The organism is Amycolatopsis sp. WAC 01376 (genome assembly GCF_003947415.1).
Lineage (GTDB): Bacteria > Actinomycetota > Actinomycetes > Mycobacteriales > Pseudonocardiaceae > Amycolatopsis.
The window spans coordinates 1,155,702-1,173,147 of record NZ_QHKL01000002.1; the positions used below are offsets into that span (position 1 = coordinate 1,155,702).

Here is a 17,446-nt window from a genome sequence, read left to right on the forward strand (position 1 = left end):
GACGATGGCTGACCTGTGGAGCATGACGGTCGCGGCGTGGGAATGGATGGGCGGCGTCGTCGACGACATCTGGCCGCCGGACAACCCGAACGCGGCCGACGACCTCGGTGACGCGTGGGACAAAGCCGCGACGTTGCTGGAAGGCGCCATCCTCCGATCGTCGGCCGTCCACGACCGGCTTCGCGAGACCTGGCCGGACGCGAACGGCGCTTTCGTCCAGGCGCGGATCAAGGAGGCCAACGACGGCGAGTACGGCGGTGGCGGGTCCGGCCACCGGGATCTCGTCGTGAGCATGCGCAAGATGGCGACGTTCTGCCACAACTACGCGGATCAGATCCGGCGGGTGCGCAACCAGATCTGGTCGGAGATCATTCACGCCAGCCTGGATTTCGCCCTCATGGCGGCGATCCCCGGCGGGCAGTGGCTGTTCGCCGCCAAGATGGCGAAGCGGGTCGCCAGGATCGTGGAGATCGCCAAGTCGATCGCCCAGGCTGGGAACAAAATCGGCAAGCTCGGCAAGCTTGTCACGATTCCCGTGCGCGAGGCGGCCGATGAGGTCTTCACCAACAGTATCGAGCAGGGCCTGAACATCTGGCAGGGCAACCAGGACGGGTTCAGCTGGAAGGAAAGCGCCACCAACGCGCTCGGCGGTGCCATCGGCGCCCCGGTCAGCGGCATCGTCGGCGCGCCCGGCAAGGCCATCGGCGCTCTCGCCAGGAAGAATCCGGGCGTCAAGAACGCGCTGGACAGCGGGCTCGGCAAACACGCGACCACGGCGGTCAGCTCGGCGAGCACGAACGCGGTGTCCTCGCCGATCTCCAGCTATGCCGCGCAAAGCATCATGGACGGGAACGGGGTCCCCACCGACCTCGCCGGCTATGGGCAGTCCATCAAGGACAACTGGCTCACCTCGGCCGCGATCGGCCCGATCCGGGGGAACGCGCATCTCGCCGGCGAGCAGGTGATGGCCTTCGAAAGGGAGAAGCTCGGGCTGCAGAAACCAGCCCCGGTGACGGATATGGGAACCTCGTCGGGCGGTCCGCCACCGACCGACCCGCCGGGCGAGGTGAAAGCGCCGGAGTCGGCCGACGTCGGAGCGGGGAAGGGCGCCGACACCGCATTGGGGCAAGGAGACAGCGGTGTCGGGCTGGGGCAAGGCGAGTCCGGGGCCGCGCCCGGCAGCTCCACCGGGGAACTGGCCGGTACATCGGGCGCGGACGGTGGTGGTCACGGCAAGTCGACCGCTTCGTCCACAGTGGACGAGTCGATGGCTGGTGCGCGACAGCACGCCGGAGTGGGTTCGTCGACGAGCCAGCACACGATCGGTTCTTCGGTATCGCAGGTGGGGGCCGGTTCGGTACCGCAGGCGACCGCCGTCGATGTGGCGCCGGCCGCGGTCGCTGCTCACAGTGCGACGCCGTCGGCTACCGCCACGTCGGCTCCGGCCCCTTCGGCGACCCAGGCCACTTCGGCACCGGCGGCGGCCACCACGTCGACCGCCTCGGCACCGGCGAGCACTCCGGCCGCGACCGCGTCGACGCCTGCCGCCGCGGCCCAGACCGGCGCGCAACCCGGTGCGGCACAACCGGGTTCGGCGCAGCCCACTGCACCTCAGTCCACTGCACCTCAGTCCGGTTCGGCTCAGCACCAGGGCTCGGCGCCCGCGGTCCTGAGCCGGGGCACCGCGGCGAAGCCCGGCAAGGGTGAGCCGGAAGCCGCGCCGGAGCCCGACGACGGCCCGAGGCCGCCCGAATCCGAAACCCCGGAACAGGAGCGGCAGCAGGAGCCGGAGGAAGCTCCCGAGTCCACTGTGGCCGGTCCGGCCGAAGAGGCCGGCGGGAGTACCGGCCCCGGCCCCGGCACGGGCCCCGGCCAGGTCCTGGCCGCCGCCGCACCGGCCGCCGCGGCGGCCCAGCAGGCGCAGCAGCCCAGCCTGCCGAATCCCGCCCAGCCCGCGAAACCGGTCCCGGCGCCCGCCCATACGACGATGCGCCGTGCCGCCGAGCCACAGCGCACCCAGGGCGATCCGCCCGCCGACCCGCCCCGGCGGCCGCCCGGCCCACCGCCCGGCACCGGCGAATCGCCGGATGTCCCGGACGGCGTGCCGCCGCGGCTCGCCGCCGTGTGGGACCTGCTGTCGCCGACCGCGAGGCAGGCGATCGCCGAGCTGATGAGCTCGGTCGATCCGGCTGCGCTGGCCGATCAGGTGCAGGAGTTCGCGGCGCGCCTTTCGCCGGGCCGGATGGATCGTTCGCTCGGCGAGATCCTCGGCGAGATGCCGGATCTCACGGGGCAGGAGCTGGGTAGTCGGCTGGCCGCCGAGGCCGCGGTTCACCGGTTGTGGGGCGCGGTTCCGGCCGCCAGGGAGGCGATGTCCGAGCTGCTCGGCCGTCTGCACCCGGCGGAGGCCGCGGCCACCCTTGCCCGCCTCGCACCACTGCTGGCCCGACCGCCCGAACTGGCCGAGGCATGGGACACGTTGTCGCCCTCGGCGCGGGAAGCGGTCGCGGGTCTCGCGGCCAAGATGAACCCGGACAAGCTGGTGAAGCGGCTGACCGATCTCGCCGCGCGGGTGTCCGCCGGACCGAAGGGGCGTTCGTTCGCCGAGCGCGTCTCCGCGATGAGTGCCGACCAGCTCGCCGCGTTCGCCGAACAGGTGACGGCACTGGCCGACCGGATCCCTGCCAGGAAACCGGTCGAAGGCGCGGCGACTCCGGCCGACCTGGCCAAGGTGGACAGGGGCAAGGGCATGCTGCTCGAGGCAGCGGCAGTCCAGGCCAAGCTGAACGAGCTCGCCGCGCTCGGCGTGGACGTCCGGGCCGCCGAGGAGGGGCTGCGGGAAGAGCTGGGCAAGGCGCGACGGGTGCTGGACGGCAACACCCAGGTCCCGAAGACCGCGCTCGATTCCAACTACGAGAACGTCCGCGCGAAGTACGCCGCTGCCGACGTCGCGCTGGCGCTCGCGAAGCTGGACGGGCACCTGCTGGCCCGGATCGGGTTGCCCGGACTGCGGATCACCGGTCTCGAGGTGCCGGTGGACGACGACGGGCGGGCCGGTACGGAGGCAAGGAACAGCGACGGAACCGACATCGATATTCGCGGTGAGCTCGGGGACGGCACCGAGGTCCGCTTCGAGGTCAAGGACCGGACCGCGCTCCTCGCGTCCGATCTCGCACAGACCGCGAAACAACGGGAACTGGCCGGGCCCGGCCCGAAGGTCGTCCTGCTCGCCACCAACCGGGTCGATCCCGGGTTCGCGGAGCAAGCCGTGGCGAACGGCGCCGACAGTGTCATCCAGTACGACGGTTTCCAGGTGTTCATCGAGGTCGCGGCCAGGGGAACGGAGGGCACGCCGACGCCGCCCGCGACGCCGCCGCCGGACCGGACACCTCCGGGGCCCCAGGAGGGACCGCCCGCGCCGGGACCGCCGTCGGCCGCGGCGCAACGCTTCTACCATCCGGAGAACCCGGCTCGGGATACCCATCCGAGCCCTGGCAGCGACCTCACCGACGCCGAGCTGGCTTCGAGCAGGCACAGCGAGCGCGCACTGCGGGCGTTGATGGGCAAGTCGCGGCTGGCGTGGAACGACCTCCGATTGCTGCTGCTCGAACACGGCCTGCTTCCCGCCGACTCGCGGCCGCTGCGCCCGCGCGACGTGGAACGCATCCTGGACGGCGCCAGGGTCCGGACCCGGATCGCCCCCGCGCTGCGGACAGCGTTCGACAACGCGATCCAAGAGTTCGAGCGGCTGGCCCGTGGCGAAGCACCCACGGTGAATTCGGAGTCGTCACGGAACCGGGCCTGGCAGGTCCGGAAAGAGCTCCGCGACGGCACGATGACTCCCGGCAGGCGCGAGCGGATCGTCCGTGAGATCTTCGCGGACGACGTTCTCGCCCGGCAGCAAGAGATTCTCGGTGACCACTTCGGCCGGTACCAGCTCCGCGCCGGTGTTCCGTTCGGCCTCGACGGTCGCGGGGAGAACGGCGGTGGACGCTCCCACTACGCGGGGTCGACGGTCCCGGCCCTCACCCTCGAGCTGAATCCCTCGGACGAACCGGGATCGCCGGTGGTGGTGCAGAGCTACCACCTGGCCGCGGGCACCGAACCGTCCGCGCTGGACGTACACCGCGACGATACTTTCACCCGCGCGTTGTTCGAACCGGAAACCCTGCTCCCCACCACCGCTTTGCCGCCGATCGAAACGCGGCACCTGCCCGCCGAGCGCAAAGGCCGGCTCACCTTCGCGTGGATCACCTTCACCGGTCTGCACCTGCGCAAGGGCCTGGCGCTGATCGACGCGCTGATCGAGGCGGGCCGCGCATCACGCCCCCAGAAGCTGGCCCTGGCACACGCGCTGGAGCGGTATGCCATGGCCGCGGCACGCCTCGACGACCGGCTTCCGGACGTCAAATGGCTTGTCCAGCGCGGAATCGAGCTCACGAACATCGGGCAGGACCAGCTGATCGATGCCGTGGCGGCGGCCTACGGGATGTCACCGGCGATGGTCGCCGCGATGGTGACCGATCCCTCGGTGCGCTCGCGCGTCCCGTACGAGCTGATGCCGTCGATCCAGGAACTGGACGACTTCTCCGAGATCCTCGGCGAGGCGCGAACGCATTACGAGGAGCTGCTGAGGCGGACCGAGGACACGGCGAGGGAACTGGAGTTCGCGGAGCGGGAATGGCAGCGGGCCAGAGACGCCGCACTGGCCGAGATGACGCGAATCGGTGACGAGGCGGTCGCGAACGGGCTACCGGAATGGGCGCGCCGCCGCGCCGCCGCCGGGCAGGTCGCCGAGCTCTGGTCTGTGGCCACCAGGGCGCGGGTCGACCCGGAGGGCGATCCGGCGGTACCGGAACCGGCGCGCCCGCGTGGCCGGAGCGTCCGGGACCTCGCGGGGATCCGCGCCGCACTCGCCGCCGCGGCGCGGGCGGTGGAGGAACCGCGGTATGCGGCGGAAGTCGCCTACCACGCCGCGATGGCCGAGTTGCGGGCGGCGAGGGAAGAGATGCGCGCGCTGACCGAGTGGGTGCCGCATCTGCTCGCCGCCGGTGACCGGGCCGACGTCGCCGAAGCGCTGGGCCTCCCGGTCGAAAGCGTGGCCACACACCGGCTGCTGCCAGGTGCCGAGCCCGGTCTTTCGCTGGACGGAACCACCGAGGACGTGCGGACCAGGGTGCGGGCCGAGGTCGCCGCGCGGCAGCTCGGGCTGGAGCAGGCGATCGAACGGATGCGCCTTGCCGACGCCGCTCGCACCGATGCGCACGCCGAGTACGTTCGGGCGCTGGTTCCGGCGATCGAACGGGCGGCCGATCAAGGACTGTCCAATGTGGAGATAGGCAGGATCGCCAAGATCCTCGACGGCGAGGTCGCCGGCATCACCCGGCGGGCGGAGAACCTGCCGGGAAACCGGAAGCCGGTGGTGGACGCCTACGTCGACGCCCGCGGCTGGCTGATCGGAGTGGGCGACCGGGTCACCGGCCGTGACGCCCTCGCCCCGAGCCGGGGCGCCCAGTTCGCCGCACTCGATCCGGACAGCCCGGACTACGTGGCGAAAGCCAAAGAACTCGGCGTCGAGGAGGAGCTCGCGCTTCGGCTCGGCAAGCCCCGCCCCGTCCACTTCTTCCACGACGTCCACATGCACCCGAAGGGGTACGACGCCGCCAACGTCGACTATCGCGACCTGGTGAACTGGCTGATCGGTCAGGGACTGCCGAACATCCTGGTGGCGTCGCCGATTCCGCAGAGCGGGCTCGGCGTGATCGGTGGCTCCAGCGGTTCCTTCTATTACGCCCTCACCAACGTGGTCCGGATGGCCACCGTCTTCGGCAAGAAGATGCTGAGCCTGCACGGCCAGCTCTCCGACCTGCGGTTCTTCTCCGCGCGCGACAAGATGTCGGAAGAGCAGAAGTCCCACTGGTTCCCCGGTGTTTCCGGAGCCAGAGTGGACATTCCCGGGGTCGGCGGCTACCTGATGGCGATGGCGGTCCTGTTCGGCGACGCGGCCCGCTACCTCGCCGAGACCACTTTCGTGAAGGAAATGGTCCAGTCGATGCTCGGGCGGCAGGCGAGCGAGGTGATCAACCCGGAGTGGGTCGACTACTTCGGGAAGCTGCTCGCCGCGGCGGAACTCGTCCAGGAATCGATCCACAAGGGACGGATCGGGCCGGAGTTCTTCGCCGCGTACCTGGCGGAAGGTTCGCCGATGGCGGAGCTGTTCCCGGTGGACGGCAGCCAGAGCGACCTGGCCGAACTGGACTTCTACGACTCGCTCATCGAGAACGCCGGGCGGATCAAGGCCTTGCTGAAAGCCGTCGGGCTGAGCACCGAACTGCGGAGCATGCCGGACAGCCCGCCGGAGATGTATAACCCGAACACCGTCGAACTGCTGGAGACCATCGCCGCCACCGGACAGGTGCTGATCCTGCACGACGACATGGGCCTGGCCAGGTTGCGCGGCAACGGGATGTACGTGGCGAGCCCGTCGGACGGGCGCAACCTCGGCCCGATGGCGTACCTCCTCCAGCAGGAGAGCCTCGCCGGCGCGAAGGTGATCTGGGCGCATCTCGGCCTCGGGCACTGGACCACGCTCACCGTCGAACACATCGAGCGGTTGCAGTGGCTGCTCGACACCACGAACACCGCCATGGACATCTCCTGGAACGTCCTCGCGCAGCACGCGAAGGCGGCTCCCGAGGTCAGGGAGGCGTTGATCCGGTTCCTGATCGTGAACCAGGATCGGCTCATCTTCGGTACCGACACGGTGAATCCGCAACCCGGTGCGCACTACGTCCGCCACCGCAACGAGATGGATCCATTGTTCGCCGAGGCCGCTCGGAGGCCCGGCGGAGAAGCGGCGGTCGCGAAGATCCTGCACGGCAACTTCGCCCGGATGCACGAGGAGGCGGGGCAGCGGGTCACCGCGTTCGTGTTCAACGAGATCCTGTCCGGAGCCTGGGACGGGTTCATCGAGTCGTTCGGCCCGCACTGGCAGCGCAAGGTGGACGAATGGGTCGAGGCGAGAATCGCCGAGGGCTGGGTCGCGGATCCCGCCTATCAGCCGCGCGGGCCGTTGTCCGGGCTGGACCTCACCGACGAACAACGCGCGAAAGACCAGCCGTGGCTGGCGAATCCGCAATTGCGGACGATGAAGCTCTGGTACACCGCCGCCGATCCCGGACGCGACGCGAACGCCAATCCGCTGCGGCTGCAGGCGGCCGCGGCCAGGATCTCCGCCACGGAAGCCGCGGCGGGGGTCAAGTCCGCCTTCGAGCAGCTGAAGCGGCGCTGGACCGAACGCGGTGGGCTGCGACCGGTGAGCGGGGCCGACGCGCTCCTCAGCCGCCCGGTCACCGCCCAGGCCCTGATGGCGGGCGAGCGCATCAGGGCGGCTCTGGCCGCGGGAGAGATCTCCCGTGCGCGACTGGCCATGACCCCCGGACGGCTCGCCACGCTCCCGTTGGCGCCCGCCGAACGGGACGCCATGCTCGCGTCGCTGATCGAGAGTGTGGAGAGGACCGAACGAAAACAGCTCACGGCGCTGGAGAAGATCGCCAGTCTGCGCTCGGCCTGGCTCGGCCGTGACCTGAAGGGCTGGGCGGTGGCCGGGGCCGCCGCGGCGACCATGCTCGGGGTGGGCGCGACGATGGGCGTTCCCTTCGCGCTGTCGGCGGGGGTGAGCATCGTGGCGGGCAACGCGGCCTTCGTCGTCCGCGGGATGCTCAACATCGCGAAGACCGGGCACGCCCAGAGCAACCGGGTGAGCCTGGAAGGGATGCTCGAACGCGGCAGGCTCGACCAGCGGTCGGCCGAGGCGGTCGCCAGGATGATCCGGGATTACCTGGAGTACGACGTCAATCCGCTCGGCTGGTTCGACACCGTCTTGGAGGAGGTGCGGGGCGAAGTCGACGTGAGGACCCGGCAGTTCCTGATCAACCTGCAGGCCATCATCCACACCCCGCTGGCGATCGGCGAACGCCCGTCGCAGCGCCAGGAAGACGTGAGCCTCGAGGTTTCGCGCTACCTGAACGAGGTCGGCAGGCCGTACGGCGCCGCACCCGAGTCGATGAACAAGATGAACCCGCACGCGGGCAGGCTCGGCAAGCTGATGGCCGCCGGCCTCGCCGGCACCTTCCTGGTCAATCTGCCGGTGCACGTCGCACAGGCGGCCGGTATGAGCGGGCTGGACGCCGCGGTCGCGGGGGTCTACGCGGTCGCGGACGGGCTGTTCCTTTTCACCGCGCTGTCCAACGCCATCGGGGGGATCGCCGGTTACGACAACGCGCTCAGGCCGCTGTACCGCAGGATTCAGAACGCACTCGCGTTCCCGGTGCTGACCGTGGCCAACGGCATGCTGGTCGCGCTCGCGGTGAGCGACGGGGAGTGGCTGAAGGCGCTCGCCGCGACGACCCTGACCGGCGCCACCCTCTACATCTCCAAACTCGGTGCCGAGCTGGAGCTCCGGCTCGGCCGCCAGGCCGCTCGCAAAGGCCCGGCGGCCCTCTGGGTCACCGCGTCCTCGCTGGTCGGGCTGGGCATGATGGGCCTGTCCTCGGCGCCGCTGGTCGCCACCGCGGGCACCGCGCTCGCCGTGTCCGGCCCGGTGATCTACGTCGTGCGAGCCGCCTTGAACAGGGTGCACAAGGCCTACGAGGCGCGGACCCCTGGGGGTCTCGTGTACACGTCGAACATCCCGGTGCTCGGCGTCGGCGCGGCCGTCGACCTGAGCCTGCCGCGCACGCCACCGGCACCGAAGCTCATCGGGACGGGCAGTACTCCCGAAAACGATCCCGACAAGAACCCCGACGATCCCGATACGCCGGACGACGATCCCGGCGGTGCGCCGTCGCCGGGGCCGACACCACCGACGCCCCCACGTCCGGCCGGTCCGTCGAACCGGCCGGACCCCGGGACGGATCCGCAGGGCGGGAAGACCACTCCTCGCACGACGCCACCGGGCGCTGGACCCGTCGGTCTGCCTGCCTCGGATTCGTTGCCGCTGCAGAAGAACTCCGATCCCATCGGGGTGCGCGCCGACGCGCGGCACGCGGTGGGGCGCGCGGTGCCCGACGCCGGTATGAGGGCGGTCGAGCGCTCCGCGAACGGCCGCCGATACGTGGTCACCGGCCCGGCAGGGAACACGTTCGACGTCACCGTGCGAGCGGGAACGCCGAGCCCTGGCCAGGTCGCCCAGTACAGAGTGGACACCGCGCAGAACTCGCTGGAGATCGAGATCTCCGAGTTCGCCACCGAGGACGCGACGCGCGACGCGGTCGCGAGGGCGCTGGGTGCGGCGGCGGCCGAACTGTCCGGGACGCCGCACGGCGAGGACTTCCTCAGCGCCACCGCCGATCCCGCCGCGGACCCGTTGCTGAGTCCGGCCGATCACGGGCGGGCCGCGCAGCTGCTGGCGTTCGGCAGTGCGCTGGCAGGCGGTCCGCTGCCACTCCGGCGATCCGGGCTGAGCGCCGCACTTCAGGCGTTGATCGCGGACATGGGTTTGCGGCCGGGCGACCCGGGCGCCGCACGGCGGCTGGCCGCGCTGCCGGACGAGCGGATGCGCGAGGTGGTGCGCCGGTACGCACCGGCGCCCGATGGCTATGCGGGCAGACTCGATTACGCGATCACCCGGCTGCTCGCCGGCAGCACGTCGTCGGTCGCTTTCGGCGGCGCCATCGTGGCCACCGCGCCGGTGGTCGCGGCCGCGATGATCAGCGGCGCGGCCGCGCGCTCGCTGGCCGCGGGCCTCTATGACCGGTCGGTCGTGGCCCGCGAGGTCAACGCGGAGAAAGCGGCGAAAGCACCCGTCGAGCGGGCGGTCGCCGAGCGGGCCGCGGCCAGGCGGGAGGCCCTCTTCCGCCCGCTTTTCGACCGCTGGACCGGGATTTCCGGCCGGCTGCGGAGCGGAACACCCTCGCCGGAGGTCCCTGCCGCGCCACGACCGGAAACGCCAGGGACCGAACATCCGGATGCCGAGTACGTCGGCCTGACGCCGTACGCGGTGCGCCGGGCGGCCGGTGTCTCCGCCGGATCGCTCGGCACGCTCGCGATGGCCTCGATCGGCATGCAGCCGATGATGGCAAGCGCGCTTCTCGCGACGCTCTGGGCGCCCGCCGTGTTCGGGTCGTTCGCCGAGGCGTTCCGGGGACGGCGCCGCCAGGACGAGCGGGTGGCACGGGCCTCGGAACGGCTGGACGAGGCCGATCAGGCGACCGCGGACAACGAACGGGAGCTGGCCGAGTTCGGTCACGCCTTCCTCGATCTGATCGAGGAAAGGCTGGCGGACACCCCGGTACCCGCGGCCGAACCGGGGGAGGCGAGCGGACCGCGGCACCGGGCGAGCCCGCTGGCGACCTTCACCGGCGTGGGCAACGATTCGGCGCTGTCGCCGATCGGCTACCGCATTCCGGACCGGAATCTGCCGGACACGTCGGACCCGACCTGGCTGTCCGCGGTGTTCACCGGCTACCTGGAATACCTCGGGCTCGGGGTGCTCCAGGCGATCGCCGGCACCATCGCCGGCGGGGTGACCGGGCACAGCGCGTACCGGGCCGCGCAGGAGGCCGAGCACGACCGCAGGCTGCACGACCTGCTGGCGGAGGTGGACGAGCACAGCGAACTGCGCACCCGGGTGCTGCGTGCGGCGCTGAACCGGCTCGCCGAAACCGCGCCACACGAGGCGGATCGCGACCGGCTTCGCCACTTTCTGGACGAGCACGGGCTGTCCGCGCCCGAAGCGGAGCCGGAGCCGGACACCGAGCCCGATGGGGACCGGCCGCCGTGGCTCGCGTCGAAGACCTGGCTGACCGCCGACATGGTGATCGCCTCCGCCTCCCTCGGCGCCACCACCGCGGGCTTCACGTTGTTCGGTATCGGCGGTCTCGGCCCGTACGCGGTGGCCGCCGCGGCCGAAACGCTGATCCCGTTGTTCCACCGATCGTTGACGGAACGGGAATTCGCCGCCGAGGACGCCGCCGCCGGGCCTGCCGCCGAGTTGCGGAGGGCCGAGGCGCGGGCCAGGGCCGACGCGCTCGAGCGGTACCTGTTCCGGCTGCTGGACCGTGGTCTCGCCGAGTCCCCGGACCAGCCCGGCGAGCAGCGGCAGTGGTGGCATCCCAGGCAGATCGCCGACCTGGCGAGGAAGATGGCGCCCGCCATACCGCCGTCCGAAGCCACTCCGCTTTCGGTGCCAGGACAGCTCAAAGCCGCCGCCGACGCGGCCTTCCTGGACCTGCTGGAACAACCGGGTGAGCTCACCACGCTGCCGGATCGGCTGGTGGCGCTGGAGGCCGTCGGTGCCGCCGCGGACCGGCTTACCAGGGCCGGGGACTGGGCGGCCACGACCGGGCAGACCCGCCCGGAAGTGGTGGCGCGCAACGAACTCGTCGAGGCGATCCAGCAGTACGACGCGCTCGCCGAGAACCCGCTGCGGCTCGATGACGTCTTCGACGGGGTTCACCAGGGCAACAGCACCCCACAGCAGGTACGTCAGCTGGTGCCCGGCCTGCAGGACGCGGTCGGCGGCGAACCCGGCGAGGTGGTGCCCTGTCAGGTGGCGGCCGTGCTCACCGACCGGCATCTCGCCGATCGGGCGGCGGGCAGGCCGCCGGGACGGGCGGTCCCGCCGCGCACGCTGGCCGGGCTGACCGGCCGGGAGGGCTGGGCCGACCGGGTCGCCATGGCGGCCAGGGTCGCCGGGGCGCGGTTCGTCCCGATGGCGTCGGCCAACGATGTGGCGCAACGGCTGCGTGATCTCGGCCCCGGCGCCCGCGCGATCGTGCACGGCGAGCGCGCCGGCGTCACGCATCTGTTCAACGTGGCCAATCTGGACGGTGAGGTCTACTTCATCGACGGGCAGATCACCCTGTTCGCCGACCTGGCAGGCTACCGCGACGGATTCCGGGTGCTCATCACCGAGGACAACGGTGAGGAGGCTCGCCGGTGGGCCGGCCGTCCGGTGCCTTTCCTGCTGCGCAACGCCTACGCGCAGGCGATCGCCTCGGCCCGTGAGCAGTTCGCCCGGCTCCACAAGGATCCCGCCGCGCCGAAGGGCATCGACGACGTGATCAACCCGGAGCCGTCCGAACAGGACGGTCCGAGGAGAGCGGACGCGGCGGTGCCCGCGCCGAACCCGGCGAGCGGCGCCCCGCCCGCGCGCGGCACCACCACGGGCGGCCGCCGTTGGAAGGTGTATCGCGACGTCGCGGCGCTGACCCGCGGGATGATTCCGCCCAGCGTCGAGCCCGCGTGGCACCGGCACACCCGCGGGATCGTGACGGCGGCGACGAACATCGTGAACGGTCCGCCGCGGCCGGCGTCCGGCCTGACGCGCTGGATCTCGTTGTTCGAGACGGCGTACGGCATGATGCACAGCGCGCGGCAGATCTCGGCCGGGGCGGCCTACGATCCCGAACTGGTGCGGTGGGCGCAGGAACATCCGGAAGCCCTGAAGTACTTCCGGATGCCCGAGCTCTCGCCGCTGGCGCGGACGAGCGAGGTCAATGCCCTGCCGTCGATCCACGCGGGAGTGGTGACGCCGGACGAACAGGCGTGGCAGATCGAAACCCATCATCCATTGCTGCGCGAGGTCAACCCGAACTTCACCAGTCCCGACGCCTATGGAGAAGGCTGGCAGACCAACGGCCCGCAGGCCGTCGTCGGCTATTTCCGCGGCATGCTCGGCCAGGAGATGAAGGTCGAACCGGTCCGGCCCGAAGACGTGTGGCGGATGGACGGGGAAACCTATGTCGCCGAGCGACTCCACGGGTCCTGGGAAGCCCACGACAGCTACGACAGCGTCATCGACGAAATCCACGGCGCGTGGTGGGCCGCGTCGAGTCCCTCCCCACTGCCGCCGACCGCCGCGCTGCGGCTGACCTACGTCCATCCCCCGTCCGGGGAGGTCGTGGAGAAGTGGGGCCTGGTGCGGTGGACCGACGGCGGGGTCGTGTTCTTGTCCCCGGTGCCCGGAACCTTGATGCTGTTGCCGGCCCATCCACTTTCGATCTCCCTGCTGCCGATCACCTATGGCGAGGCGGCGAAGGACAACCTGCCGGTACGGCCCGGCCACCCGGTCGAAACGCCGCCGGTGCCCGTTCGCCCCGCCGATCCCGGCCAGGTCGCTTGGGCGCTGGGCGAACTGGACGGCGGGCGGCTGGCCGGGCTGGCGTTGCCCGGGCTGGTGATCGAGGGCGTCGACGCCGGCAGGCCAGCCGTCCTGCACGGCACGCTGGCCGACGGGACGGCGGTACGGATCGATGTGGTGAACGCCGGATCACCCGGAGTTCCGAGCTTCGATGTCTTTCCCGGCCGGATCACCAGTGACCGGGCGGCGGCCCCGCCCGGCACCAAACTGGTGTACCTGTTCGCCGAGGGGCTCACTTCGCGACTGGCCGAGGGGCTCGTCGGGATCGGCGCGGACGTGGTGCTGCGCCAGACGGGCTCCACGGACTTCGAAGTGGTCGCGGCCAGGGATCCCGGCCCGGCGCCCGATTTGTTCAGCCGCCGGGCCGCCCGGAGCAACCGGGACATCCTCGACAGCGGCGACGGCCTGCCGCGCACCCAGGAGACCGTCGCCCGCACGGCCGAAGCCGCCGGCATCGATCTGACCGGCGTCCAGGTTCAGCTGGTCGAGACGCCCGAGGTGATCGAGTATCTCGACGAAGTGGGCGCCTGCGCGTCCACTCCGCCGGAGTCGGCGGGCAAGACCATTTGGCTCGGCCCGGCCAGTTTCGCCGACGTCGAGACGCTGGTGGCGGTGCTGGCACACGAGATGACGCACGTGCGCCAGCTTCGAGCCGGGATCACGCCGACCGAGCAGACACGCGAAAGTCTCGAAGAAGAGGCGGAGGCCAGCGAAGGGCCCGCCCTGGAAAGGTTCCGGAATCATGACGACGACGATGTTCGAGGTGGAGAAGACCTTCGACCTGGCGGGCCGGGACGGGATCCTGGTGGTCGGCCGGTTGCGGCAAGGGACGCTGGAGAGCGGTTCGGACCTCCGGCACCGGACGACGGACGCGCGGATCCGGGTCCTCGGCCTGGAATTCGACGGCCCGAACCAGCGGGGGACCGACCGGAGGACGATCCGGATCGACCGGCGGGACGCGGAACAGGTGACCCCGGGATCGATCCTGACGGGTCATCCCCCGACTTCCTGAACCTGCCGCCGACGACCTTCCATTCGCTCCCGCCCCGCATCGACGCGGTGATCAATCAGGAGCCGGAGCCACCGCTCGCCGAACCCGAGGCCGACTGGATCCCGATCGAGGACGTTCCCGGCCCGCTGCACCGGGACGAACCGTTGCCTGCCTCGGAACTTCGAGCGACCTTCCGGGGTGAGGACGATCCGAACGATCCGGACCGGGCGTTCGCACCCGACGTCGTCGAGTACTTTTCACCCGAACGCAGGGAGGAGCACCGGGTTTTCGTGCGGGACGGCAAACTCTATTGGGCACGGGACGGATCCCCGGTGGACACGTCCGCCGCCACGGGGCCGTTCGATCACGCGATCTTCGCGATGGATCCGCAGGGGAACCTGTACGTGTCACCGACGTGGGTCTCGGGCCGGTTGCACCATTCCAGCTTCCTCGCCGGGCAGCCCGTCGCCGTGGCGGGCCACATCGGGGTGGTGAACGGGAGGCTGATCAAGCTGACCCGCGAGAGCGGGCACTACCAGCCGGAGAAAGAACAGTTGGCGACCGGGCTGAGCGTCCTCGCCGAGCAAGGCGTGGATGTCTCCCAGGTGGACACCGGTCCCCAGTTCTCTTGAGGAGAAGGTCAAAGGTGTCGTGTTCGTGGGTGCCGGGGGTCGTGAGTGTTATGTGTCGTTCTAACGACCCGAAACACTCACGACCTTGGCATCACGCCACCTTCGCCTTACCCCTCAAATAGACGGAAGGAAGACCAGACAAGTGAAGTTCCCGTGGCGCGGATACGTCAACCAGCTCACCTACGCGGCAGGCCTGCGGCACCGGGCGGACGACGAGCTCGTCGAGCGGGTCGCGGACGAGGTGATCCGTCAACGGTTCTTCACGCTCCCCGTGGCGGACTACCACCGGGCGGCCACGGAGGCCCTCGGCTCCGGCGAACGGATAGCCGGCGAACAGGACGACGAGGACGCCACCCGCGATTTCCTCGCTCGGCTGGTGCGGGCCCTCGACGACCGCGGGCCGTGGCCCGAACCGCCCTACTCGACCAGCGGCACCAGCGAGTGGGCCGCCTTGCGGGACGCGCCCGCGGTCGCGCGCGTTCCGCTGACCGACCGGGAAATCGGAGCCGCGCTGAACCGCGTCTTCGCCGAGGAGCCGCCGGGCATCGGCGACGTGCGGGTGCTGATCCTGCGATTGCGTACCGGGCAACAGATCGCCTTGTGTGCTTCGCGTCCCTTCGCCGAGCCCGGTGTCGACCTGGTGACTTACGACGATCCAGTGTCCACTGTGGCCGCGTTCGGTGAGCTGACCGGTATCGAAGTGGAACCCGGCTAGGGCAAGCCCGGTCAGTTCGGACTGACCGGGAACCGCAGTTCGAAGATCGCGCCGCCCTCGTCGGCGTTGTACACCGCGAGCGTGCCGCCGTGCGCCTGCGCGACCCACCGCACGATCGACAGCCCGAGCCCGGAAGAGCCGCCGGTGCTGGCGAACCGGTCGAACGCCTCGCCCGCCAGCGCGGTGTCGATACCCGGGCCGTGGTCCGCGACGGTCACGGTGCCGCCGGCGACGGTCAGGTGCACGAAAGCCTTCGCTCCCGGTTGGCGGCCGTAGCGCACGGCGTTGTCGAGAAGGTTGCCGATGGCCCGTTGCAGCAGCGCGGGATCGGCGTCGACCTTGGTGGGCGCGGCGGTGACGGTGACTTCGGCGCCGTCGGTCGCGGTGTCTTCGACGATGCCCACCACCAGCTGGTCGAGCCAGATCGGCTGGATGCTCAGCTGTTCCACCCCCGCGGCGAGCCGGGCGACGACGAGCAGGTCGTCGATGATGCCGCCCATTCTCGAGGCGAGGCGGACGGTCCGCGGCAGGAGTTCCGCCGACTGCGCGGGGTTGGCCATCGCGGTTTCGGCGAGCGCGCGCAGGGCGGCGACCGGGGTGCGGAGGTCGTGCGCGGTTTCGGCGAGCAGGACCTCCTGCTGCTGCAAGGCAGCGGCCGCGGGCCGGATCGACCGGCCGGACAGCAGGTGGCCCGCGAACCCCAGTATCGCGACCAGCAGCACGGTGCCGCCGATCACCAGCAGCGTGAACTGGGTGTGCGCGGCGTCTTCGGTCTCCGTGGACTGCACCGCGACGACGGCCGCGAAGGTCTTGCCGTCGCCGTCGCGCAGCGGTTCGGCGCGGACCTTGACCACGTCGCCGTTGGTCGCCTTTTGGTGGCCCTGCACCAGCTTGCCGGTCTTCACCGCTTCGGTGGCGAGCCCGGTCAACAGCTGCATGCTCATCGGGACGCAGTTCGCCCGCGAAAGATGCGGCTCGAACGCGGGCGCACCGCCGGGCAGGACCGCGAACTGCGGGCAGCGGTCGTTCAGCACGTCGGTGTTGACCAGACCGAAGCCGACGGTGCCGTCGAATTCGACCAGCCTGCTGACCGACGACGTGACCTGGGTCAGCGCGGCGTCGATCCGTTCCTCGCCCTGGTCGCCGTCCTCGTTGATGAGCAGCCACGCGAAGACCACCAGTCCGAGGGTGTTCATCACGGTGAACAACGCGGTCAGCGTCCAGCGCAGCCTGCGCAGCCGATCGGCTGAGGAGTGGGTGTTCACCGGGCGCCCAGCCGGTAGCCGAGGCCGCGAACGGCGTGGATCAGCTCGGGTTCCTTCAGCTTGCGGCGCAACCGCTTCACCACCACATCGACCACATTGGACATCGGATCGGCCTGCGCGTCCCAGCAGTGCTCGATCAGATCCGCCCGCTGCACCGGCAGGCCCGCCCTGGTCAGCAGGTATTCGAGCACCGCGTACTCCTTGTTGGTCAAGGTGAGCAGCACCCCGGCCCGGCGCACCTCACGCCGCGCGCAGTCCATCACCAGGTCTTCGTGCTGCAGCACCGAGGGCCGGTCGAACGCGGAACGGTGACACAGATTGGTCACCCGCTCGGTCAGCTCGGCCATCACGAACGGCTTCACGAGGTAGTCGTCACCGCCGTGCTCGAAGCCTGCCACCCGGTCGGCGAGCGCGTCGCGGGCGGTCAGGAACAGCACCGGCGCCCGCCAGCCCAGCTGCCGTCGCATGTGGACGTATTCGATGGCGTCGCCGTCCGGCAGCATCCGGTCGAACACCACGCAGTCGTGGCGCGTTTCGCGCAGCAGCCGGTCCGCGGTCGTGATGTCGCCGGCCTCGCCGACGCCGAAGCCGGCCGCGCGACGCTGCGTGACCAGCGCGAGCCGCAGATTCTCGTCGTCTTCGACGACCAACACCCGTGTCATCAAAACCTCATGTTCGGACAGCGAAAGTAGACGCATG

Annotated in this window: 4 protein-coding genes; 2 read left to right on the top strand and 2 right to left on the bottom strand. The window is 70.6% G+C overall.

Going from position 1 to position 17,446, the window contains the following annotated elements; all coding sequences use genetic code 11:
* Positions 1-4 precede the first annotated feature (4 nt).
* Both DMH03_RS14805 and DMH03_RS14810 read left to right on the top strand, forming a co-directional pair.
* Entirely contained in the window at positions 5-14,767 is a 14,763-nt protein-coding gene (locus tag DMH03_RS14805; RefSeq protein WP_125792533.1) for a toxin glutamine deamidase domain-containing protein, read from the top strand.
* Positions 14,768-14,909: 142 nt separating this feature from the next.
* Entirely contained in the window at positions 14,910-15,482 is a 573-nt protein-coding gene (locus tag DMH03_RS14810; RefSeq protein ID WP_125792534.1) for a hypothetical protein, read from the top strand.
* A gap of 11 nt (positions 15,483-15,493) precedes the next feature.
* On the opposite strand, the gene DMH03_RS14815 is transcribed toward DMH03_RS14810, so the two are convergent.
* A complete protein-coding gene (locus DMH03_RS14815; protein ID WP_125792535.1) occupies positions 15,494-16,747 on the bottom strand; it encodes a sensor histidine kinase KdpD in 1,254 nt (417 codons plus the stop codon).
* Positions 16,744-17,409 carry a response regulator transcription factor gene (locus DMH03_RS14820; protein WP_199748872.1) on the bottom strand — a complete coding sequence of 222 codons (666 nt, stop codon included), beginning with the start codon at positions 17,407-17,409 and terminating at the stop codon, positions 16,744-16,746. The genes DMH03_RS14815 and DMH03_RS14820 overlap by 4 nt, the downstream gene beginning before the upstream one ends.
* Positions 17,410-17,446: the final 37 nt, after the last annotated feature.